Source organism: Actinomadura rugatobispora (assembly GCF_055379765.1).
On record NZ_AP029191.1, the window covers coordinates 4,976,170 to 4,998,958 of the forward strand.

20 protein-coding genes and 1 tRNA gene are annotated in these 22,789 nt (G+C 67.0%); 8 read left to right on the forward strand and 13 right to left on the reverse strand.

All coding sequences use genetic code 11. The annotated features are described in order from the left end of the window. Nucleotides 1–4 precede the first annotated feature (4 nt). Entirely contained in the window at nt 5–832 is an 828-nt protein-coding gene (locus tag ACZ466_RS22010; protein ID WP_378280657.1) for an FAD binding domain-containing protein, read from the reverse strand. 11 nt (nt 833–843) lie between these two features. Beyond that, nucleotides 844–1,794 carry an antibiotic biosynthesis monooxygenase gene (locus ACZ466_RS22015; protein ID WP_378280658.1) on the reverse strand — a complete coding sequence of 317 codons (951 nt, stop codon included), beginning with the start codon at nt 1,792–1,794 and terminating at the stop codon, nt 844–846. A gap of 70 nt (nt 1,795–1,864) precedes the next feature. On the opposite strand from ACZ466_RS22015, the gene ACZ466_RS22020 reads away from it, so the two are divergent. Further along, nucleotides 1,865–2,431, forward strand: coding sequence for a nucleoside deaminase (locus ACZ466_RS22020; protein ID WP_378280659.1), 567 nt, complete (start codon nt 1,865–1,867; stop codon nt 2,429–2,431). Nucleotides 2,432–2,813: 382 nt separating this feature from the next. On the opposite strand, the gene ACZ466_RS22025 is transcribed toward ACZ466_RS22020, so the two are convergent. The 6 genes from ACZ466_RS22025 to ACZ466_RS22050 all read right to left on the reverse strand — a co-directional run bounded on the left by ACZ466_RS22025 (nt 2,814) and on the right by ACZ466_RS22050 (nt 10,291). Further along, a complete protein-coding gene (locus ACZ466_RS22025; RefSeq protein WP_378280660.1) occupies nt 2,814–3,287 on the reverse strand; it encodes a hypothetical protein in 474 nt (157 codons plus the stop codon). Nucleotides 3,288–4,637: 1,350 nt separating this feature from the next. Then, nucleotides 4,638–5,939: a DNA-methyltransferase gene (locus tag ACZ466_RS22030; protein WP_464043919.1), complete on the reverse strand. Its 1,302-nt coding sequence runs from the start codon at nt 5,937–5,939 to the stop codon at nt 4,638–4,640. A 110-nt stretch (nt 5,940–6,049) separates the two neighbouring features. Further along, the gene (locus ACZ466_RS22035; RefSeq protein WP_378280662.1) at nt 6,050–7,195 is read right to left on the reverse strand and encodes a ParB N-terminal domain-containing protein; all 1,146 of its coding nucleotides are present in this window, start codon (nt 7,193–7,195) and stop codon (nt 6,050–6,052) included. Nucleotides 7,196–7,202: 7 nt separating this feature from the next. Beyond that, nucleotides 7,203–8,210 (reverse strand): ParB N-terminal domain-containing protein, encoded by a 1,008-nt coding sequence (locus tag ACZ466_RS22040; RefSeq protein ID WP_378280663.1) that lies wholly within the window; start codon nt 8,208–8,210, stop codon nt 7,203–7,205. Nucleotides 8,211–8,284: 74 nt separating this feature from the next. Then, on the reverse strand, nt 8,285–9,304 hold the full coding sequence (locus ACZ466_RS22045) for a hypothetical protein (RefSeq protein ID WP_378280664.1): 1,020 nt from the start codon (nt 9,302–9,304) through the stop codon (nt 8,285–8,287). 858 nt (nt 9,305–10,162) lie between these two features. Then, nucleotides 10,163–10,291, reverse strand: coding sequence for a hypothetical protein (locus ACZ466_RS22050; protein WP_378280665.1), 129 nt, complete (start codon nt 10,289–10,291; stop codon nt 10,163–10,165). 611 nt (nt 10,292–10,902) lie between these two features. Between ACZ466_RS22050 and ACZ466_RS22055 the strand changes: the two genes are divergently transcribed. Then, entirely contained in the window at nt 10,903–11,112 is a 210-nt protein-coding gene (locus ACZ466_RS22055; protein WP_378280666.1) for a hypothetical protein, read from the forward strand. Between the two features lie 470 nt (nt 11,113–11,582). Here ACZ466_RS22055 and ACZ466_RS22060 read toward each other — a convergent pair. Continuing rightward, nucleotides 11,583–11,656, reverse strand: a tRNA-Pro gene (locus ACZ466_RS22060). Between the two features lie 80 nt (nt 11,657–11,736). After that, the gene (locus tag ACZ466_RS22065; RefSeq protein WP_378280667.1) at nt 11,737–12,633 is read right to left on the reverse strand and encodes a metallophosphoesterase; all 897 of its coding nucleotides are present in this window, start codon (nt 12,631–12,633) and stop codon (nt 11,737–11,739) included. Nucleotides 12,634–12,749: 116 nt separating this feature from the next. Between ACZ466_RS22065 and ACZ466_RS22070 the strand changes: the two genes are divergently transcribed. Next, the gene (locus ACZ466_RS22070) at nt 12,750–13,208 is read left to right on the forward strand and encodes a GatB/YqeY domain-containing protein (RefSeq protein ID WP_378280668.1); all 459 of its coding nucleotides are present in this window, start codon (nt 12,750–12,752) and stop codon (nt 13,206–13,208) included. Nucleotides 13,209–13,260: 52 nt separating this feature from the next. Here the strand turns inward: ACZ466_RS22070 and ACZ466_RS22075 are convergent, their stop codons facing one another. After that, complete coding sequence (locus tag ACZ466_RS22075; protein WP_378280669.1) at nt 13,261–15,600, reverse strand: penicillin-binding protein; 2,340 nt, start codon at nt 15,598–15,600, stop codon at nt 13,261–13,263. Between the two features lie 648 nt (nt 15,601–16,248). Between ACZ466_RS22075 and ACZ466_RS22080 the strand changes: the two genes are divergently transcribed. Beyond that, complete coding sequence (locus tag ACZ466_RS22080) at nt 16,249–16,560, forward strand: WhiB family transcriptional regulator (protein ID WP_378280670.1); 312 nt, start codon at nt 16,249–16,251, stop codon at nt 16,558–16,560. Nucleotides 16,561–17,193: 633 nt separating this feature from the next. Here the strand turns inward: ACZ466_RS22080 and bagB are convergent. Continuing rightward, complete coding sequence (gene bagB / locus ACZ466_RS22085) at nt 17,194–18,339, reverse strand: ArsA family ATPase (RefSeq protein WP_378280671.1); 1,146 nt, start codon at nt 18,337–18,339, stop codon at nt 17,194–17,196. A gap of 58 nt (nt 18,340–18,397) precedes the next feature. Beyond that, nucleotides 18,398–19,393 carry an ArsA-related P-loop ATPase gene (gene bagA, locus ACZ466_RS22090; RefSeq protein WP_378280672.1) on the reverse strand — a complete coding sequence of 332 codons (996 nt, stop codon included), beginning with the start codon at nt 19,391–19,393 and terminating at the stop codon, nt 18,398–18,400. A 279-nt stretch (nt 19,394–19,672) separates the two neighbouring features. Here bagA and ACZ466_RS22095 point away from each other — a divergent pair, with 279 nt between their 5' ends. The 4 genes from ACZ466_RS22095 (at nt 19,673) to ACZ466_RS22110 (ending at nt 22,652) form a co-directional block, all read left to right on the forward strand. Continuing rightward, nucleotides 19,673–20,785 (forward strand): slipin family protein, encoded by a 1,113-nt coding sequence (locus tag ACZ466_RS22095; protein WP_378280673.1) that lies wholly within the window; start codon nt 19,673–19,675, stop codon nt 20,783–20,785. Between the two features lie 160 nt (nt 20,786–20,945). Then, nucleotides 20,946–21,104 carry a DUF4177 domain-containing protein gene (locus ACZ466_RS22100; protein ID WP_019633547.1) on the forward strand — a complete coding sequence of 53 codons (159 nt, stop codon included), beginning with the start codon at nt 20,946–20,948 and terminating at the stop codon, nt 21,102–21,104. Nucleotides 21,105–21,106: 2 nt separating this feature from the next. After that, the gene (locus tag ACZ466_RS22105; RefSeq protein ID WP_378280674.1) at nt 21,107–21,568 is read left to right on the forward strand and encodes a RidA family protein; all 462 of its coding nucleotides are present in this window, start codon (nt 21,107–21,109) and stop codon (nt 21,566–21,568) included. Nucleotides 21,569–21,803: 235 nt separating this feature from the next. Beyond that, complete coding sequence (locus ACZ466_RS22110) at nt 21,804–22,652, forward strand: NUDIX hydrolase (RefSeq protein ID WP_378280675.1); 849 nt, start codon at nt 21,804–21,806, stop codon at nt 22,650–22,652. Nucleotides 22,653–22,789 lie beyond the last annotated feature (137 nt).

The window sequence follows — 22,789 nt, forward strand, 5'->3', positions numbered from 1 at the left end:
CGGATCACCTCCCCCCGGCCGTCGCGAGCTCGTCCCTGATCTCCTCGGCGAACCGGAGCGTCATGTGCCGGCGCCATTCCGGCGTCCCGTGCACGTCGTCGAAATAGGACTCCGGGGGGATCACGACGTCGAGGGCATCCCGAAGCTCCCTCGACCCGGGCGTCCGGCGGAAGAACAGCAGCACCGGACGCGGCGTCGAGGCGGTCACCGTCAGCGCGAAGGAGCCGTCGTCAGGCGACCACCTGCCGATGAGCAGCGCCGCCGAACGGCCGAGCGGCGCCAGCGAGGTCCAGCGGAACGCCGTCCGGAACCGCATCGCCCACTCCGGCAGCATGATCGAACGCAGCAGCTCACCCGGCTCCAGGACATTCCTTCCCGGCCCGGTGACGAAATCCGCCGCCGCGACCCGCCGCTCGCCCCCGCCGGTCGTCCAGATCGTGCACTCGCCCTCCAGGGCCGCCGTCAGGGAGATCATCGGACCCGCGGGCAGCGACATGCACAGATTGCCGCCCACCGTGGCCTCGTTCCACACCTTGAAGGAGCCCAGCAGTGCCCGGCGGCACTGGTCGATCAACGGCGCCGCCGTCCAGTCCGCCGGCATGTCCACCGACAACTTCGCGAAGGTGCACGTCGCGCCGATCTCCAAACCCCCAGGCCCGATCCGCAGCGGCTCCCAGCCGAAGCCCCGGAGATCGATGAGCCGCTCAAGGTCCGGCTGCGGCTCGGAGAACAGCCACGTCCCGCCGCCGAGCCACGCGTCCCCCGGCCGCCACGCCGCCTGCACCGCCCGGGTGGGCGCCTCCACCACCGAAGTGATCCCGTTCAGGTCCATAAGCAGTCCATTCACGTGACCAGTGCGAACAACACGATGAGCAGCACGTAACACGCCACCACCAAAGCCGCGCCCGCGACCTGAACGCGCCGCGAGCGTCCGGGCGGCAGCCAGAAGGCCAATCCCCGATTCACCAGCGGCATCATGACCCAGGTCAGAATCGAGACACTCAGCACATTCCCAATGAACAGCGCCAGATACAACGGCGCCCCCAGACCGGAAACCTCCCGATCCACCGTCAACGTCAACACCATGACCGTGGGATACAACGCAAGCAGCACCGCCATGGCCTGCTTCCAACTAGGTGGAGCCCCCTCCCGCGCCCCCTCGAACCGGAACCACCCACTGAACGCCGACCGGATCTCGCGCACCTCATAATCGCTGAAACACTCGTCCCCCTCGTCCAACAACCGCCTCCGAACCTCGGAGTCCATCCACCGTCCCAAATTCTCCCGACTATCAAAACGAAAAATAACGACCCACCTATCCTGAATCCCCTCGACAGGCTCGAACAGCTCCGACCCCATGAACCCGGGAAATTTCTCCTGCGCCTTCAACGTCTTACGCTGCCACTCCAAAAAATCCTGTTCCCGCCCAGCCCTGACCTCATGCGACACCACCGCGGTCACCGCCTCCTGCGCGCGCGCCCCACCACTGAGCACCTCCTGCGCCGGCTCCTCCTCGAACAGCCCACGCCCCTCCTCGATAAGCCGCCGCCGCGTACCGGACCTCAACCACGCGCTCAACTGGTCGACGTCGGAGAAGCGGAACACCACCACCCACTCGTTGCTCGCGCCGGACTCCGGCGGGTACGACTCCGTCCCCTCGAACCCGTCGAAGCCCCGTGCGGCCCGGTTCACCCCTTCCTGCCAGCGCCGGTAGTCGTCCTCGCACCCCCGCAGAACCTTCTGGGACGTGACCACCGTCGCCCCGGCCGAGCCGTCATTTGCCCTGACGCCCATAAGGGGTAGCGTAGTAACAAAGCGACAAACAGGACAAATTGCCCATAAATTACCGAGCGGAGGTTGCGCCATGGGGCAGCGGGAGTTCCTGGAAGAGGCCGTCAGGCTGGCCGTCGAGTCGGTCGAACAGGGCTGGGGCGGCCCCTTCGGCGCCGTGATAACCCGGGACGGCGAGATCGTCGCCCGGGGTCAGAACCGCGTACTCCTCACCGGCGACCCCACCGCGCACGCCGAAGTGGAGACCATTCGCAAAGCGATCGCCCGCCTCAACCCCGAAGCCCCCTCCATTTCGGAGGAGCACCAGAACGAGAGCACCCTCGAATACGTCCCCCGCCCCGAAGGCTCCCCCGACCCCCTCAGCGAACGAGCCCGCATGCTCCAGGGCTGCACGATCTACGTGAGCGGCGCCCCCTGCCCGATGTGCATGAGCGCCATCTACTGGTCACGCATCGACGAGGTCTACTTCGCCAACGACCTGGCCGCCACCGCCGCCATCGGCTTCGACGACGCCTTCCAGTACGAGGACTTCCAAAAACCAATGGACCAACGCCGCATCCACATAGAACAAATCCACCCCGAACTAGGTGAAAAAGCCTACGAAGCCTGGACCACCAAACCCACCCGCCACCCCTACTAACCCGAACCACCAAAGCCCCCTCCGTCACGGAAGGGGGCCACGACGGCGTCCACACGATTTGAGCCCTGAGTTCAAAACCCCCTTTCTCAAGGCCATTCAAAGAAGTGCGCGGCGGCGCAGACCTCCAGGCGGTAGCCAGAACGCCTCCACCGCCACAACCGAGCGCTACCCACACACTCCCCGACGCCGGGGAAACCCCAGGCCAACCGCTCAATAGAGGGGCAGAACTGTAGGGAGGACCCGGCCCTCCTGGGGCAAAGCATTGTCGGAGCGATCACAGGTCGACGTGTCATGCGCCGCACCGGAAAAGTGGCTGACGTGGCGAACGCGCCATGGCCCCACCTTGCGAGTCTGGGTGAATCTCGCGCCCCGCACGAACTCGCTACTGGGTCTCCCGGATGAGGGTGGCGGCCTGGCCGGAGAAGCGCACGGTGGCGTTGTGCGGCGCGGCCTTCACCCAGTCGTCGAATCCGGCCATGGAACACTTGCTGGCGCCGGGCGGCCTGATGCCGTCCGGGCACGTGCTCCCGGCCACGTACAGGACGGTGTCCTCGGCGGTGAAGAAGACGACGTCGCCGACGGCGAACTTGCCCGGCGCCATGTAACGCAGCCGTCCCCACTGCGACTTGATCTGCTGGCCCCCTTGCTGCGCGAGCGGGGTGCGCTGCACCGCTGGGGCACCCGAATCACCCGAGCCCTCAGGGGTGGAGGTGCCGCCCCGCGGAGTGGAGTTGTCGCTCGGCGCGGGCGCGGAGCCGGCGGGTGACGAGGGCGCCGCCGCCGGACCGTTGCCGTCGCAGGCCGTCAGACCGAGCGCCAGCGCCGCCGCCACACCGGTGATCACGATCTTCCGCATGGGTCTCCGCTCCCGTCCTCGGTGCGCGTTCTTCATGATCGCGCTGTACCGGGTGAGATACGGGCGCGGGCCGGTGAGGTTGGCGCGCCGCGACGTGATCAATCCGACCCGGCGCGTCCCGAACCTGCGGCCCGGTGCGGGCGTCCGTGCGTACCGGCGGCACAGGGACGGCCGCTTTGAAAACGTGCACCGCTCCGCGCAGTTCTCTCGACACCCACAGCAGGGTGCCGCCCAGGCTGGCCAGGACCTTCAGGTTCATCTCGCGCCTGCGCTGTTCGCTCGAGTAGAACAGTCGATCGCGATGGGTACGCTGTCCATGCCGGCCACCTCGGCCACGACCACGGCGAAAACCTCACCGACGTACTTGGCCGCCATGGCCAGGCTCTGGCCGAGGCCAGGCACCATACTCAAGTTCTCTGTGTGGCCCTCAGGGACGCCCAATCCGCTATCAACGCTGTCCACTCCCTTCCGACCTGCGAACGCGCAGCCGCCTCGACAGCCGGAGGCGAGACACACGCGGAGGTCGGTGTAGCAGCGGCGGCCAATGACTTCCCCAGACCGATCACCGACCCGACGCTCCTCCCACCGCCTCCTACCAGCGAACGCAACAGCCATCCACGTCCGCAGTGGAAAACATCCAGGAGGCCTGATGATCGAGCCGATGACCCACGAGGAACTCGCCGCCCTCCCCACCACAACCACCATCGAGACCGCCGCCCGAGCTCTCGGCCTCGGCCGAACCTGCACCTACCAACTAGCCCGTTAGAACCGCTTCCCCTGCAAGGTCATCCGCGTAGGCACCAGCTATCGAGTCGTCACCGCCGACCTCCGACGCCTCATGGCTAGCATTGATCGACCATGGTCGAGTTGTCGTCCCCGGGACAGCACGCAGACCCCGCCTAGATCAGGGTGAGAACTCAAGGGCACCCGCTACAAGGGGGCCTGCAGCCCCGGGGCGGCAGGCTGCGACCTCTGCGGTGTGCCCCGACCGAACGTTGTGTTCTGACAGCTGCAAACCGGCACCGCCCGAGATTTAGATGATCCTTTCAAGGGGCGGTGTCTGACGGTGGGTTGGTTGCGCGCGGTTGAACTTGAGCAAAAGGGGTCTCGCAATCCCCAGCCCCCGCGATCCAGAGGAGTCCTCCTCGCGGCATCTGTCTGTCACACCGTCCCCCGCTGTTCACACGGATAAGCCCTCCGGGTCGTTACACGCGCCACCTATCGGGTGGTGATCAGCGTTACCAGGAGGTTCGGCAACAATTCATCGTCCGCATTGGACCATGTTCACCAGCCAGGCTGAGGCCTGCGCAACCAAGGCGCGCAAGGGCTGCTCGGTGCTTCTTGAGGGGGTCACGCTGTTGATGCGTGTGTCTCTGCTGCATCAACGTTTGGTGACTCAATATCCATGGTGTCGTCGAAACTGAGCTGACCGTCTTTTGTGGCGACCTTAAGGCGGTTCTCAGCTGCGTCTATATATTTCTCACTGATATCATAACCTAGGCATCGGCGCCCCATTAGGACAGCAGCGACCGCTGTTGTCCCGGCGCCTACGAATGGATCAAGTATGAGATCGCCTTTTCGGCTGGTCAAGGCGATGCAGCGCCCAGCGAGCGCCAAAGAAAATTCTGCGCCGTGCCCATTCTTGCCCGTTGACGTGGGTAGAGACCATACATCGGTGATCTTCTCTGCTGATTCATGGCGCAGGTTGGGGCCGCCGAGGTCTGGTTCCAGAGCTTGCCATGCTTCCTTATTAAAGAATGGCGTGCGCTCGATTGTGAGGTGCAGGATGTACTCGGCTTGCCGGGAAACCCGGCTCTTGGCAGGCTCTGGCATTGCCGGATGTTTTCGCCAAGTTATGAAACTCTTGAGTTTGTAGCCAATTCGCGACGCGCGCTCTGCGATTCGCGAAGGAATGGAACTCAGTTCAGCGTCATCGAGGTACATATGTCCAGCGCTATGCCGACAGGCGCTATGCTCCGTCCACCCTTTACGGCTTCCGGATTTTTCTCCCATGGCATCCAGCCACTCACGAGCGTTTCCACGGATAGGCGTCCGAGTGTTGTAAGTATCCATGATATTCCACCACACCGATCCTTCTGATTTGATAGCTGGCTTCAAAAGCAGAAGTAGCTCAATCGTGTGGCGAATGAAGCCTTCGGGGGTCTGTTCGAAGCCGTACGGGCAGCTTTCGCCGTCGGCCCAACGGATGTTTCGCTCATTATCGTAAACGCGCATGCCCCAATAGGGCGTCGACGTCACTACGCACTGCACCGAGCCGGCCTCGAGCCGCGGAATTAGTTCCCGAGCGTCCCCGACACACAGCGTAGCGTCTCCGATCTGTCTTGACGAGCGGCGAAGCCCAGGAATCTGGCTGGGTGGCGTCGCCGAATACTCAAGAAGGTACTTCGGGATGCGACTGCGAGGAATGAAGGTCTCTTGAAAGCCATCGACGTCTAGCAACGTCAGGACTTCAGCGAGTGTGAATACCCGAGGGCGGGTACCTGGCCGGTCGAGCGCACGGACCATGAAGGCACGGCTCATCCCGATGACAGCCGAAACGAGGTCAGCATCGAACTCGGCCTGAAGTTCTTTCTTGCTGTAGTCTCGCTTGAGCCTGTCGACGGGGGATCTGGGGATGATGTCGTCGATCACGACGACCTCTGCCACTTCATTGAAGCGACGATACTCGCACTGTCAACCCATGCTCACAACGACACGCCGCGTCAGGCGATCATTGCTAGACAGCTTACGGGTGTCCTCGTTCAGTCTTGTGTGGGTCCGAAGGTACGAACGAGCCATTCACGGATCTGCTCCCACTCGGGATCCGTCTTGCGCCTTGCTGCCCGTCGTTCCTGCTGCATCGCCGTAATCCCTGCGATCAAGTCTTCGGCCCGTGCAAAGTATGCCTTTCGCCCACCGCTGTATGCGCTGCGAGCTCTTTCGAACGGCACGTGACGGCTAAGTTGCGTGTCGATCTTGTAGCTCGCAAGCCCGCCGGCCTCCACCAACGAACGCACCATCACTTTGTGGTCTGCCGTGACCTGGACCTTCGGATCCTCACCCTCGCGGTAGGCGAGTCTCGTGACCTCGAACCTCGGCGTGTACTCGGATGGTCTTGAGTGCCGCCACTCTTGAGTCAGCGCGAGGTCGGCCGCCGTTTCGTCCCAGGCCCGGCCGGTAACCTCGGAAGCGCTCTCGTGCACAGCATCTACGACATCACCTTGCAAGCGGCCAATGTTACTGTGCACTGCGATCAGGATACGATTCAGCGGCATGTCGCGCAAATGCGCAGCTTTTCGCTCCTTTTCAGAGCCGTACTTCAAATATTCGACGTCGAGCTGCAGGATTGTAGCCGCCCGGCGACGAGCCAGCCCATCAACGATGGTACCGTCCTCATACTCAACGACGGGGAACTGCTTCATGAATCCATGCTCGCGCATTGAGGAAAGCAGTGCCTGAAACGGGCCCCCCTCTGGCTTATCGGCGATACTGGGGATGAACTTTCGGACGTCAAATCCAGCTGCTCTTAGGCGTGTGTTGTCACGGTCGAGTCGCTCGCGTGCAGGTTCGAGCCCTGGCGTATATTTACGAATTTCTCCGTCGGGATAGCGGACGAGTGGCGGCCGCCCCGTCAAGCTAAGAGTCCGTGTTCCGTTATCGATCCCCGTGATGAGGATCCCTGCCTGCACGCAGGCCTGGACCTTTTCGTTCACGTATTCGCTGTCCCCAGCGAGATGCAGCTCACGAGGTACAAGCACGCGTAGGCGTCCGATTACGCGTCCAAAAAGCTCGATGTCGGTTATTGCTGAGCTATCGGTATCTGCAACGTACTCGTGAACGGCGTCGTAGATAGCCAACCGTGATGCGTTGTCGGGGGGGAGATCTTGAGTGTTCGCAGTCTCTCGCATCGGTCCATCATCTCACATGCGTGAGATCGCGCGACTGTGGAGAGTCTAGCTGCTCGGTCGAGGGGAAGTCATCCAGGTTCCAATCGACCCGCGCTTGCGTGAGCGCTCCGTCGAGTAGCCCCCGGAGACGGCTCATCCGCGTGAACATCTCAGCTTGCTTGTTTGGAGAGACGTCCAGAAGGTCATCTACCTCGAAGCGGAGCAAGCCGCTAATGTGAAGCGCCGATCCCTTGCTCTTGCGGGGAGTACTCTTGAACCCCGACGCGATCGCCTTGATGTCCTCGGATCGAGCTGCGCGGGCTCGTGTGACTACCTCGATGGCTTCCGCTTCTGAAGGTGCGGCATTGGCCTCGGTGATGATCCGCCTGAGGTGCGCAGCGGGGACCCTCGCATCCATGGCAAGGGTTGTAGCCTGCACGAAGACAGTCTCTAGCTTTGCCACGTTCAGTGCTGCGCGTGCGCTATCGGCCAGGTCTTTCAGCTGTTCGGTGGCCAGACCGTCCCGGGCCGCTCGCAGGGCGAAGTGTTCGGCGGCCACCCACCGGGCAAGCCGAGACGCCTTGACCCCTGTCATACGAGAGTATGCCTTTGTGTCGAGCACCTGCCCTTCGTCGACAGCGCCCGTTACGAATGCGCGGATCTCCTCGTCTGTCATTGAGAGGCCGTGCGTTTGATTGAGTTCTACGGACAGCGATCGTGCTTGGAGCGCAGAGATGTCCGAACAGATGTAGGCGGCGATTGTTTCCGATTTGTTGCGCCGGCAGGCCATCCAGCGGCTGTTGCCGTCCACGATCTCGAACCTGTCGCTGACGACGATGGCAGGGAAGATTGCTCCGGCCCTCATCTGTTCTGCGTAACGATCTACCATCGCTTTTGGTGCCCGGTGTTCACTCAAGCGAACCTGGTTACCTTCGACATCGCGGATCTGATGGATGGCAAGGTTCGGTTCGAACACGTAGCGCACATGGCGGGCAGCGAGTTTGCTCTCGGTCTGAGCCGAGGCTGCAGGGTGCATGAAGTCTTCCTCTCTCGGAGCCCTAGGTGGAGCTAGCGCGACTAGCCGGAGATGTCGGCCGCGGCGCCGGTGGTTTAGTCGGACTGGTCGCTGAACCGACCCTCTGTCTCGTCGCTTGGCGGCGTCAGGTTCCACTCTTCCTCGGCGCGCCGGACTACATCATTGAGCCGGTCTCGAAGAAGCTTCATGCGCTGGTATGTCTCGAACTGCTTCTCAGGGGCCACGTCCAGCAGGTCGTCAACCTCGAAGCGGACCAGACCGCCAATGTGTTGGGCCGACCCTTGGGAGCGTCGGTTGTTGCGGGGACTGAAACCGGACCCGACGGCCCGGATTTCCTCCAGGCGAGCATCGCGCTCGGCTGCGACGATGGTCAGCGCCTCCGACTCCGATGGGGCGGCGTTCGCCTTAGCGACGACCTTCTTAGCCTCGGCCGCCGGAATACGCGCCTCGGCGGCAAGTTGGGTAATGGCGCGGAAGACGGTGGCTAGGCGTGCCGCGTGGAGGGCGGCTCGAGTGCTTGGGGGCAGCACGTTTACGTGCCGGTCCTCGATGCCCTCACGTCCTGCCCGCGCTTTAAACTGGGTCTCGGCGATCCAACGTGCGATCTTTGTGTCGCTCACGCCAGTCATCCGGGACAAACTCCGGATGTCCGCGTGCTGGCCTTCCAGAACAGCACCGTCCACGAACCTGCGGATTTCCTGTTCGGTCATGGCAAGGCCATTGGACTGGTTGAGCTCAACTGAGAGAGAGCGCGCTTCCAACGGCGTAAGTCCGTGGCAGATGTACGCGGGGATGGTCGTGTCGCCGTTCCTGATGCGGGCCTCAAGACGCGTATTGCCGTCGATGCGCTCCAGTCGGTCGTTCAGGACGATCGCGGGGAACTGTGCGCCGTGCTTCATCGCGACGGCGTACCGGGTGATCTGGTCCTTTGGAGCGCGATGCTCAGTCAGGCGCACCTGGTTTCCTTCAGCGTCACGGATCTCGGAGATCTGCACGTTGGGCTCGAAGTCGAACTCAATGCTTCGCGCTCTGAGCATCTGCTCGATCTGCTGAGAGACAGCGGGGTGTGCCGTCCGGGAGTTTCGGGGGGCCATGTGCGAGCTTCCTTCCGTAGTCCAGCCTACGATAGCCCAACGCTAGCAGATTGCGTGAACGGATTGCAATCCAGGATTCGAAATCATGGCTGACCTGCACAAACGTTGCATAGAGTACATTGTCGATCAGCCAGTGCTGTGGACCTCGGATTCACTGTGAAGGCGACCGTGTAGCTAGATGATCTACGACGAGAAGTCAACCGGCTAGAGGCATCCGACCTGACGAACCCTGGAGGTGTTTTGCTAGTGATTCGGATGTCGGCCCTCGGCAAGGCATGCTCTGCAGCTTCCGGAGAGTACGCGCCGAGCTTCGCTACCCCACGCCGGAAGCATGAGGCGAGCGCCAGTGCTGGTGCGCCGGCTCAACTCGACAGCGCGGTATGCCTGCTTTGCTAGCGCTCTCGCTGCACCTGGTGGAGCGGTTGCCTCCGGAGGTGAAGCCCTGCTGCCGATGGTTGTGGCGGAGGCACGTTGGAAGCAGTGGTTCCGGCGTACTTCCCAAACTCCTGGTTGGTGGTCTCTGTGAATTCGTCTCGTCCTGCCCCAGAGCCTCATAGCCGCCCATGGCTACATACTGGGCGCCAAGGCATCACGCTGCAGGGGCGTGCAGGTCTTGGCCGGAGGTGGTCGAACCTTTGGGAAGCAGGCAGGCGACAATCACGTACAGCTCACGGTCGCTGTGGCGACTCGACGCTCTGATCTGCGGTGCGAGAGAGGAGAACGTGGAGGCGGTGTAATGCGACCTCGGCTCCGAGCCGGGCCGGGCCGGTTGATGCTCTCCGCCGCTCAGCCGTCTGGCGTTGGCGCGTGATCAGATCGAGTCCGTGGTTGGCGGTGTCTCCGGTGTGTTGTAGAAGGTCACTGATCAAGGTCGAGAATTTGATGCGCTTCGGCGCGGGTCGCGGCCGGTGCGCAAAACTTGATCTTCAGCTTTGAGTGGAACGCCTCCGCGGCGGCATTGACCAGCGCGCATTCGACCCGGCCCATCGACTACCCCACTGCCAACTCCCGGCACAGCGTGGCAGTGCGGGCCGCGCTGTGCTCGACCTTCGGTCGCCGTGGCAGAAGGGCCCTGTTCCCATGTCGGACAGGGGAGGCGAACGCGGCGAGTAGTATGGCGCGTTTCAGGGTCTTGTTGCCGCCCTTGGGCGGGTGTTCGCCCTTGATGGAGGAGCCGGATCGGCGAGTGATGGGGCGAGTCCAGCGTAGGCCGCCAGGTGTCCGGGAGTGGAGACGGCGGCAATGTCGCCGATCTCCAGCGAATCCTTGCGGCGGTTCTGATCCCGAGCCGGGGCATCGAGATCAGGACCTTGGCAAGAGGGTGCGCATCAGAAGTCTTCTACACCTGCACTGCGACCTGTTCGCGTTGCTCGTGCACCGTTCGCAGCGAGCGGGCCAGGTGCGGCAGGACGGTCGATGCTGCCGTGTGTCGGGGACGATCACGGCCTGGGCCTCCAGCGCGGCCAGGACGACTCCATCAGCCGTCCGGCCATCTGGGGTGCCAGCGGCTTGGCGGTGGCCAGCAGCTGGTCGCGGCTGGCGGTACGCAGACCATCCGGGCCGTCGAAGGCGATGAGCAGTTCCAGGGCGGCGGGGCGGTGCTGTCACGGTCCCAGGGCCATCTCCAGGGCGGGGTGGATGGTGACCGGCAGTCCGCAGGCCGGTTGGCCAGCCTGGTCGCCTCCCCCGGCCAGGTCATCGTCAAGCCCGACGAGGACTTCCCGCTAGGCCAGGGCCTCCTGGCCGGTGTCAACTCGTCGGAGGGTGTGCGGGAGGCGCGGGCGTCGGTCTTGGCGTTGCCCGGGTGAAGGTCGGCCGGGCGGCGCATCGTCAGGCCGGGCAGGTATTCGCCCTTGCCCACGTCCAGACCCAGAACACCGCATATTCGCCATTCACGCTCCACCTCCCTCGGGGGCTGTGTTCGGCCTGGTCACAGCTCTGGCGACGGTTGCCGGCAGCCACGTTATGGCGAACGATTCCCTCGTCACAGACGGTGTCTTGTCCCTATGAGCGGTCCACCGACGCCACCCCGGCCCGGTGACAACACCTCCCGGATCATGCCTGCGACAGGAAGCCTGAGCCATGCCGGGCCGGGTGACTTGGCTCCCCCCGAGGCGGGGACGTGAAAGGTAACGGGGGAGATGGGTGTTCGGTGGGTGCTGGTCCGGGACGGACGGTGTTCGTGGGTGGAGGTTCAGTCCCACGGACGAATCGCGGACAAAAGATCTTGAGGCCGGCCTCCTGTTTGGAGAACCGGCCTCTGACCTGGCGGTTTCTGTCGGGGTGGCGGGATTTGAACCCACGACCTCTTCGTCCCGAACGAAGCGCGCTGCCAAGCTGCGCTACACCCCGGTGGTGGCTGCCCGGGAGTCGTACGTGCCTCCCGGCGCCTCGTCCACTTTAGCGGATGTCTGGGGGTGCTGCGTCCCTATTTAGCGGGGGACGAGGGTGAGGAGGGATGCTTCGGGTGGGCAGCAGAAGCGGATCGGGGCCATCGGGGAGGTTCCGAGGCCCGCGGAGACGTGGAGCCAGGAGCCGCGGTGGCGGTGCAGGCCCTTGACCCGGGGGCGGTCGATGCCGCAGTTGGTGGCCAGGGCGCCGTAGAAGGGGACGCAGACCTGGCCGCCGTGGGTGTGGCCGGCGAGGAGGAGGTCGTAGCCGTCGACGGCGAAGCGGTCGAGGTTGCGGGGTTCCGGGGAGTGCATGACGCCCAGGTGGACGTCGGCCTGCGGGTCGACCGGGCCGGCGATCTTGTCGTAGCGGTCGCGGTTGATGTGGGAGTCGTCGATCCCGCCGAACTCCACGTCGAGCTCGCCGACCTTGAGGCGGCCGATCCGGTTGTTGAGGTCGAGCCAGCCGGCGGCCATGAGGGAGGAGCCCAGTTCGCGGTACGGGAGGTCGGGCTCGCGGCGGCGCTTCTTGTAATCGGACTTGCTGGTGCGCCAGATGTAGCGGGTGGGGTTCTTGAAGATCGGCGAGTAGAGGTCGTTCGAGCCGTACACGAAGACGCCCGGACGGTCGAGGAGGGGGCCCAGGGCGTCCAGGAAGGGGCCGATCGCGTCGCGGTGGGCGAGGGTGTCGCCGGTGTTGACGACCAGGTCGGGTTCCAGGGCGTCGAGGGAGCGGACCCAGTTGATCAGGCGCTTCCGGCCCGGGGTGAGGTGGGCGTCGGAGATGTGCAGGATCTTCACGGAGGGGCGTCCCGGGGCCAGGACGGGCACGTCGAAGCGGCGCAGGCGGAACCAGTTCCGCTCGACGACCGACGCGTAGCCGAACGTGGCCGCGCCGGCGCCCGCCATCCCAAGGGGCAGGGCGTAGAGCTTTCGCACGGTTCTCCCTCCAAGGCACCGAACCCGACACCTCATATGCTCCCAGAATCGGGCAGTGTCGCGTACGACGGTAATCCTGGTGAGACCTGGGAGACCGGACGGGCATGATTGTGACCATGAGTGCCCTGAAGGAGAAGCTGGAAACCGACCTTTCGGTCGCGATGAAGGCCCGTGACGAGGTGCGGACCCGCACCCTGCGCATGGCCCTCACCGCGGTGAAGAACGAGGAGGTCGCCGGCAGGCGGGCCCGCGAGCTGTCCGACGACGACGTCGTGAAGGTGCTGACCCGCGAGGCCAAGAAGCGCCGCGAGGCGGCCACGGCGTTCGACGACGCCGGCCGGGAGGCGCAGGCGCGGGCCGAGCGGGACGAGGGCGAGGTCCTGGAGGAGTACCTGCCCGCCCAGCTCGGCGACGAGGAGCTGGCCGCGCTGGTCGCGGAGGCGATCGCCGAGACGGGGGCCGAGGGGCCGAGGGCGATGGGTCAGGTCATGAAGGTTGTGAATCCGAAGGTCGCAGGGAGGGCCGAGGGCGGCCGGGTGGCCGGCGAGGTCAAGCGGCAGCTTGCGGGGGGTTGAGGCTGGAGGGCGCCCGGTAGGGCGCCCTCCGCGCCCCGCAGGGCGACCTCCGTCAGTTCTCCCAGGGCCAGCGGAAGCCCGGTTCGTTGGGGCGGCGGCCGGGCCAGCCGTCGTTCCTGCGGCTGCCGTTGCTCGGATAGATGATCACGGTGGTGCCGGGGCCGACCTCGGTCTGGGCGCCCGGTGACGTGGACGCCACGGACCCGCGAGGCGCGTCCGACTCGATGGGCCGCGGCGAGACCTTCACCTCCAGCTCGGCGGCCTTGAGGCGGGCCGTGGCGGCGCCGACCGACATGCCCTTCACGTCCGGCACCCGGATGGTGTCGCCGAAGTCGCGGGTCGGGGTGGCGAACCCGGGCGAGGGCTTGTCGGCCAGGGCGCCGCGCATGCTCTGCTGCCACATGGCGCCCGGGGTGTCGGCGCCGTACACGCCGTACACCTTGTAGCGCCAGGGGCCGCGGAAGTCCCAGTACGCGGTCGCGGCGGCCATGTTCGGGGTGTGCCCGGCGAAGACCGCGCAGCTGTGGGCCTCGCACGTGCCGGTCTTGGCGGCGGCGGGACGGCCGATGCCGCGTCCCTTCGCGGTGCCCTGCGTCAGGACGCCCTGCAGGATGTTGTTCACCTTGTCGGCCACGGCCTCGTCCACGACCTGGCGGCAGTCCGCCTTGGGCAGCTTGACCTTCTTGCCCTCGGAGTCGACCACGTCCACGACCGAGACCGGCGCGCAGTACTTGCCGCGGGCGCCGAAGCCGGCGTAGGCGGCGGCCAGGTGCACCATGTCGATGTCGTTCACGCCGAGGACCTGGGACGGGAGCGGCGCGATCGGGTTGCCGTCGGCGCGCTTCATGCCGAACTTCTCGGCCATCTTCACCGAGTTGCACACCCCGACGCGCTTCTCCAGGTAGGCGTAGAAGGTGTTGACCGAGTGCCAGGTGCCGGTCTTCAGGTTGAAGTTGCCCGCCTCGCTGTCACCGGCGTTGGAGACCGAGGGCCACGGGCCGCCGCCGAGCCACTCGTTGTCGTACTTCTTGCCGTTGAACATGCCGGTGTACTTGCACGGCTGGAAGCCGCTGATGCTCGTGGTCTCCGGCGAGTTGATGCTGGTGCTGACCGGGATGCCCTGGTCGAGCGCGGCGGCCAGCGTGAACACCTTGAACGTCGAGCCCGCGGAGACGCCGCTGCCGCCGCCGTGCGCCGAGTCGGCCGCCAGGTTGATGGTGGTGCGGCCCTTGCCGGCGCCGAACCGCTTGCTCACCCCGATCGCCTTGACGTGACCGGTGCCGGGCTCGACCATCGCCTCCGCGCCGACCCGGTTGCCGCCGGGCGCGACGTTGCCGCGCAGCGCCCGGTCGACCGAGTTCTGCGCCTTCATGTCGAGCGTGGTGCGGATCGTGTAGCCGCCGCGGTTGAGTTTGTTGACGATGTCCTGCCGCTGCTTCGGCTTCATCTGCCAGTACTTGCCGCCGGACAGGATCTGCAGCATGTCGTACTTCACGTACTCGCAGAAGTACGGCGCCTTGCTCGTCTCGCACCCGCCCACCGGCTCGGTCTTGTTGAGCTCGATGGGCTTGGCGGCGGCCGCGTCGGCCTGCTGCTTGGTGATGTGCTGCAGCTGCACCATCCGGTAGAGGACGATGTCGCGGCGCTTGCGGGCGGCGTCGGGGTTGCGGATCGGGTCGAACGCGGTCGGGTTCTGGGTGATGCCGGCCAGCAGCGCGGCCTGCTCCAGGGAGAGCTGGGTGGCGGGCTTGCTGAAGTAGCGCTTGGCCGCGGCCTGCACGCCGTACGCGCCCGCGCCGAAGTAGGCGACGTTCAGGTAGCCCTCGAGGATCTGGTCCTTGGTGAGGCGCTGTTCGAGGTCGAGCGCGTAGCGGAGCTCGCGCAGCTTGCGGCCGACCGTGGGCGCGGTGGCGTCGAGGTACTCCTCCTCGGTCTTGGCGTTGTCGACCAGGAGGTTCTTCACGTACTGCTGCGTGAGCGTGGACCCGCCCTGGGTCTGCTCGGAGTTGGCGTTGGTCGCCATCGCGCGGATGGTGCCCTTGAGGTCGAGCGCGCCGTGCTCGTAGAAGCGCGAGTCCTCGATGTCGATGATGGCCTGCCGCATGACCTGGTTGACCTGGTCGAGGCGGACCGATTCGCGGTACTTGTCGAAGAACCGGGCGATCTCCTTGCCGTTGGCGTCGTACATCACCGTCTTCTCCGACGGCGGCGACGTCTTCAGCTCGCCTTCCATGCTCTCGAAGTTGTTCGCGGCGTCGCGCGCGGTGAGTCCCGCGCTCCCGACACCGGGCAGCGCGATGAACGCGACCAGGACGCCCGCGACGACACCCGCTCCCAGGAGCCGGAACAGCGTGGAGAAGGCCTGCCGCCGATTCTCTTTTGCACCGTGCACGCGCTCTAGGGTACGCGGGGATGACCAGTGCATACGGGACACGTCCGGCGGAGGCGGCGTGTGCGGGCTCGGGCGGCGGCGTGCGCTCGGGCGGTGATCCTGCTGGTGGGTGGCGGGTTCGGGGCGCGGGCCGGGTGCGTTCGGTGTGGTTGTTCGTTGTTGTTTGTCCGTGCTCAGTGTTGCCTGACGCAGGCCATGACGCCTGGTCACGGGGACCGGATTGCCGGTTTCCCATCCGCCCCGGTCGTCGGTGCGGGACGATGGGGTCGTGGCCGCGGCAGTGAACCGCGGAGTGCCCACGTGTGCGCGGAGCGTGCGGCCGGGTGGGTGGTGCGCTCGGGTTCGGGTCGGCGTTGACGGGGGTGGGCGGTGTGTCTGTCCGGTACGACGGTGTGCGCCCGGCTCGCCCGAACGATCCTCGGTTTGGTGTCAACCAGGCGCGCGGCTCGCGCGTCAAGCAAAGGTAACTAGTCCGTTCCGGCGGTATGGCCCTGGAGGGCTATATCGAGAATGGGCCCATCGGGGAGTGGTGGATCCTCCCTCGCTTCCGTAAGTTCTTCCCCACGGCTTTCGTTTGGCGGCCTGACGTCCGCGCCCGTCTGGCCAAGGAGCGCAAATCGACACAGACCCTAGGGGAGTGGGGCCAAGATGTGGATCACGGATTGGACCGCCCGCGCCGCCTGCCGTAACGCGGATCCAGATGCCTTGTTCGTGCAGGGGGCGGCGCAGAACCGAGCCAAGCTCATCTGCCGCGGCTGCCCGGTGCGGACGGAGTGTCTAGCGGACGCTCTGGACAACCGGATCGAGTTCGGCGTCTGGGGCGGCATGACCGAGCGGGAGCGACGTGCCCTGCTACGGCGGCGTCCGGATGTGCGCTCGTGGCGCGACCTGCTGGAAACCGCCAAGGAGGAGTACGAGCGCTCGGTCGAACCCGACGAGAGTGAACTCGTCGCCAGTTGACCGGTGTGCCGGCCGGCGGCGATCGGATGCGGCCCTGAGGGGCAGAGGCGCGGTTCGGCGAAGTTCAAGGTCTTGATCAGTGGGTCGTGGGCCCGCACTCGTTGGTTGAGTGCGGGCCCACGCTCATGTCCGCCCGCCATGCGCGCGGAGGCGTGTGCGGGACGCGGCGCGGCGTCCTCTCGCGTCCGTCGCGCGGGTTCTCCCGGTGCCGGACGCGGGGGCTCCGGGTGACGGGCGATGCCTCCGGCGGCGAGCGAAGCGCATCGCGATGAGGCGATCACGGGGATGGCGAGCCGGTATTGGTCGGCCGTATGTGGTGCCTTTCTGGTCCGTAACCCGTCGTGGCCGGATCCGGCCACGGGGTGCCCGTTTAGCCCGAGGCCGCCGCTTTGATCCCCTATGTCCACCCCGGGCCGTGTCCTCGGTGAGGCGCTCCAAGGCATGCGTGCCATGTCCCCGCGCGCGTGGAGTCGTCCTGCTTGTCACTCGGCGGCGCCGCCTTCCCGTCGCGCTCACGGACGTGCGGGTCGCCTCGCGCCGTGCCGTGTCTTGGTGGGAGGGCGTGTGGTGTGGCGGCGGGAGTGCTGTGCGTCCTGGGATGGCGTGTCCGGCTCGGTGCGGGACGTGCCTTTGTCAGGCGGCTTGTTGGGTGGAGAGGTCCTGGCCTACTCGGCGTAGGCCGTCCAGGTCGTGGACGTCTTCGGCCTGGGCGGGGACGGCGGTGATGGGCACCGTGGGGTGGGTCGAGGCGAAGTGCTCGCGGAGGCGTTCCTCGCGGGCCGCCAGTTGCATGCGGGCGGTGTGCATGCGGAGGAGGGCCGCGGTCAGGGTGTGTTCGCCGCGTTCCTCCAGATTCTCGGCCGCGGCCTGGCTGCGTGCGGCGGACAGCGCGTCGGTGGCGGCCTCGTGGACGCGGTTCACGACCAGGCCGGCCAGCGGCATGCGCTCCTCGGCGAGGCGTTCCACGAAGTAGGAGGCCTCGCGGAGGGCGTCGGGCTCGGGGGCGGCGACCACCAGGAAGGCGGTGCCCGGTGTCTGGAGCAGCTTGAAGGTCTTCTCGGCGCGTTCGCGGAAGCCGCCGAACATCGTGTCGAAGGCGGCGACGAACGTCTGCACGTCGCGGAGCAGCTGGACGCCGAGCACCTTGTTGATGACGCCGGTGAACATGCCGAAGCCCGCGCTGAGGACCTTCACGCCGAGGCGGCCGCCGGTCTTGGCGGGGGCCGCCAGGAGCTTCATGAAGCGGCTGTCCAGGAAGCGGCCCATGCGTTCGGGGGCGTCCAGGAAGTCCAGCGCGTTCCGGGACGGCGGCGTGTCGACGATGATGAGGTCCCACGCGCCCGAACGGTGCAGCTGGCCGAGCTTCTCCATCGCCATGTACTCCTGCGTCCCGGACAGGGACGACGACAGCGACTGGTAGAAGGGGTTGGACAGGATCTGCTTGGCCCGGTCGGGGTCGGCGTGCGCCTCGACGATCTCGTCGAAGGTCCGCTTCATGTCGAGCATCATCGCGTGCAGCTCGCCGTCGCCGTCGATCTCGATGCGGCGCGGATTGTTGTCCAGCTCGGACAGGCCCATCGACTGCGCCAGGCGGCGGGCCGGGTCGACGGTCAGCACGACGACGTCGCGGCCCCGTTCGGCGGCGCGGACGCCGAGGGCGGCGGCCGTGGTGGTCTTCCCGACGCCGCCGGAGCCGCAGCACACGATGATCTTGGTGCGCGGGTCGTCGATCAGGGCGTCCACGTCCAGGACGGGCGGGGTCTTCGCGGTCGGGCTCATCTCGGGCGGCCCCTTCCGTTCGTCTCTGGAGAGCGCGTCGGCGCCCCGGCCCCGGAGGTCACGCGGCGCCCTGGGCCCGCAGGGACTCGGCCAGGTCGTACAGGCCGGCGAGGTCCATGCCGTCCGACAGGAGCGGAAGGGAGTAGCGCGGGCGGTCGACCGACTCCAGGCGCTCCTTCTCGCCGGCCTGCATCGCGGTGCGGCGGGCGTGCTCGGTGGCCTCGGCGGCCAGCGCGACCGCGATCGACTCGGCGTCGTGCTCCAGGCCGGCGGCCTTCACCCCGCGGATGATCTCGTCCCGGTCGAGGGATCCGGCGGCGGCCGCGGCCAGCGCGTCGGCGCCCAGCATCGGCGGATGCTCCATGTTGATCATGACGCCGCCGACGGGGAGGCCGACCTCGGTGAGGTCGTGGACACCGTCCATCGTCTCCTGGACCGGCATCTCCTCCAGGAGCGTGACGAAGTGCACGGCGGTCTCGGGGCTGCGGACCACCTTCATCACCGTGTCGGCGTGGTTGCGGACCGGGCCGACCTTGGCCAGCCCGGAGACCTCCTCGTTGACGTTCAGGAACTTGGTGATCCGGCCGGTGGGCGGGGCGTCCATGACCACCGCGTCGTACACGTACGAGCCGTCCTTGGCCCGGCGCCGCACCGCCTCCGCGGTCTTGCCGGTGAGGATCACGTCGCGGAGCCCGGGGGCGATCGTGGTGACGAAGTCGACCACGCCCAGCTTGGACATCGCCTTGCCGGCCCGCTTGAGGTTGTAGAACATCTCGAGGTACTCGAGGAGCGCCTCCTCGGTGTCGATCGCGAGCGCGTAGACGTCCCCGCCGTCCGGGGCGACGGCCACCCGGCGCTCCTCGTACGGCAGCGGGGGGCAGTCGAACAGCTGGGCGATGCCCTGCCGGCCCTCGACCTCGACCAGGAGCACCTTCCGGCCGCCGGCGGCCAGCGCAAGGGCCAGCGCGGCGGCGACCGTGGTCTTGCCGGTCCCGCCCTTGCCCGTGACCACGTGGAGGCGTACGCCGTCCCAGTCGGTGTCTCTCGCGCTCACCCGATCGACCATATCGTTCGCTCGGCAAGGACTTTTAGAGGGTGCCCCGCCTCATGCAAGTGATTCCTGACACGGTTCCAGGGGCCGTTCCAGGAACGATCCCCCCTACCCCTGTTCTCCGCCGTGCCCAGGAGGTTAGCTGGAAAACGTGCAACCGGTCGTCGGGCCGGGGGCGGCCGGCTTCAGGGGCTGCCTCCCAAGGCCGGACCTCCCGCGCGAACGGCCGGCCTCCCGGGTCTCAGACGGCCCGGGACCACCCTCGCGTGAAAGGTGCCCGTGATGGAAGCGGTAGCCCTCCTCATCCTCGTCCTCGGGGTGCTGGTGCTGATCGGGGCGGCGTCGTCGCTGCGGGTCGTCCAGCAGTTCGAGCACGGCATCGTGTTCCGGTTCGGCCAGGTGCAGCGCGGCGGGCGGCTCCGGCCCAGCGCGCTGCGCGGCCCGGGGCTCACCCTCATCGTCCCGTTCGTGGAACGCATGCAGAAGGTCAACCAGCAGACGGTCACGATGAACGTCCCGGGGCAGGAGGGGATCACCCAGGACAACGTGAGCGTCCGGGTCGACGCGGTCGTCTACTTCCGCGTGATCGATCCGGTGAAGGCCATCGTGAACGTCCAGAACTACAGCTACGCGGTCTCCCAGATCGGGCAGACCTCGCTGCGCTCGGTGATCGGGCAGACCGACATGCAGGAGCTGCTCGGCGAGCGCGAGAAGATCAACCTGCGGCTGCGCGGGATCATGGACGAGATCACCGACGCCCCCTGGGGGATCCGGATCGAACGGGTCGAGATCAAGGACGTCTCGCTGCCCGAGGGCATGAAGCGGTCGATGGCCCGCCAGGCGGAGGCGGAACGGGAGCGCCGCGCCCGGATCATCACCGCCGACGGCGAGTTCCAGGCGTCCAAGCGGCTGGCCGCGGCCGCGGAGATCATGTCGCAGGACCCGGCCGCGCTGCAGCTGCGGCTGCTGCAGACGGTCGTGGAGGTGTCCGCCGAGCGGAACAGCACGCTGGTCATGCCGCTGCCGGTGGAGGTCCTCCGGTTCTTCGACCGGATGGCGGGCGGCCCGGCCGAAGCAGCCGGGGAGAGCGCCCAGAAGGACCGTCCGGGGCTGGGCGAACGTCTCGCCAAGGCCGAGCAGGACCTGCTCAAGGCGGCGGAGGAGCCGTCCGCCCTCGGCTCGGCCGAGGACGTGCCCCCGGTGATCGGCCTGGACGAGCCCAGGGCGCCCAAGCAGCGGACGCCCGGACTGGAGTCCGGCTCGTCCACCTCGGAGGCTGAGGCGGCGGCTACCGGCGAGGGCGCCGGTGGGGATGAGCGTGGCGTCGCCGCCGGGCGCGGCCAAGGGCAGCGGCCGGACGGAGAGACCGCGGAAGCTCCCCATCGCGAGTCCTGATCGGACGGACGCTCCCCCGGCCGACCGGGAACGGATGACCAGGCGGCCCCTGGTTCCGGCTTGCCCTAGACGGGTGTGGGCCGTGGCCGTCTGAGCCAGGGGCGGCGGCGCGGGCCGTGGAGGCGCTGTGCGGGGAGGGGGGATCGCTAGGCTGAGCGGCATGAAGAAGTGGGAGTACGCGACCGTTCCGCTGCTGGTCCACGCGACCAAGCAGATCCTTGACAACTGGGGCCAGGACGGGTGGGAGCTCGTCACGGTCCTGCCGGGGCCCAACCCCGAGAACCTCGTGGCCTACTTCAAGCGCGAACTGGAGCAGTGAGGGTGGGCACGCCCGAAGAGCGGATCAGCGAACTCGGGCTGGAGCTGCCCGAACCCGTCGCGCCGGTGGCCTCGTACGTCCCGACCCTGCGGACCGGGAACCTGGTCTACACCTCGGGGCAGGTCCCGTTCGTCAAGGGCGAGCTGCGCGTGCTCGGCAAGGTGGGCGCCGAGGTCGACCTGGACCAGGCCGTCGAGCAGGCGCGGATCTGCGCGCTCAACTGCGTCGCGGCGCTCAAGGCGGAGCTGGGCGAGCTGTCGAGGGTCGTCAGGATCGTCAAGGTCGTCGGCTTCGTCGCCAGCGCCCCCGACTTCTACGGCCAGCCCAAGGTGATCAACGGCGCCAGCGATCTGCTCGGCGAGATCTTCGGCGACGCGGGCAGGCACGCCCGCAGCGCGGTCGGGGTGGCCGTGCTGCCCAGCAACGTCCCGGTCGAGGTGGAACTGATCGCCGAGGTCTCCTGACCTCCGAGGCGCGGTGACCGCCGGACCGCACGCGTCCCGGTGCCGCGCGGCGCCGGGAGAGGGCGCGGACGACGCGCCGTCCGCAGATGCCCGCCGTGAGATTGCGTCCGGGTCGTACGCCGATCTCACGGCGGGCCCTTGCCCCTGCCCTCTGGTTCCCGGGGGCGGGGCTTGACGGAATGACATTCGGTATGTCCGAATTGGCCGCCATGAGGATCAGTTGCGGGGACGGGCGATGGTGAACGGGCTGAAGCTCCCGAAGGAGATGCGGGAGCGGATCGAGGACATCCAGGCCGGCAAGATCGAGCCGGTGTCCGCGCGCGACGCGGCGACCGTCGTCGTCCTGCGCGACCACGCGCGGTACGGGCTGCAGGCCTTCCTGCTGCGCCGGGTGGTGTCCATGGACTTCGCCCCCGGCGCCTACGTCTTCCCCGGCGGCTCGGTCGACCCGCGCGACGGCGAGGCGGTGCTCGCGTGGTCGGGGCCCTCCCCCGCGGAATGGGGTGCGGCGTTCAAGGCGAGCGAGACCGTCGCGCGCGAACTGGTCTGCGCGGCGGTCCGCGAGACGTTCGAGGAGACGCTGGTCCTGCTGGCCGGGCCCACCGAGGCGTCGGTCGTGGACGACACCAGGGGCGAGGACTGGGAGGCCGACCGGCAGGCGCTCCTGGACCGTTCGCTGTCGTTCGGGCAGTTCCTGGACCGGCGCGGCCTGGTCCTGCGCACCGACCTGCTGCGTCCCTGGGCGCACTGGATCACCCCGCTCGTGGAGTCCAAGCGGTACGACACCCGGTTCTTCGTCGCCGGGATGCCGGACGGGCAGCGGGCCCGCGACGTCAGCACCGAGGCCGACCAGGTGGCGTGGGTGCGGCCCGCCGAGGCGGTCGAGCGGGCGTCCCGCGGCGAGTGGTTCCTGATGCCGCCGACGCTCGCGACGCTGTCGGAGCTGGCCGGGTACGAGACGGTCGCGGACGTGCTCGCCGCGCCGCGCGAGATCGTGGTGCACGAGCCCGTGGCCAAGATCATCGATGGGGAGGCGTATCTCGTCCCGCCGGAGGGCAAGGAGGAGCACTACCCGAAGGGCTGATCCGATGTCACCGCGCCGTGGTGGGAATGTACCGCTTTCGCGAGCCGTGGTGTGGCGGCTGGCCGGGACGTCCGCGCTGCGGCACCTGGACCGGCTGGGGTGGAACCCCGTCCGCCACCCCGATCGGCGGTCGGGCA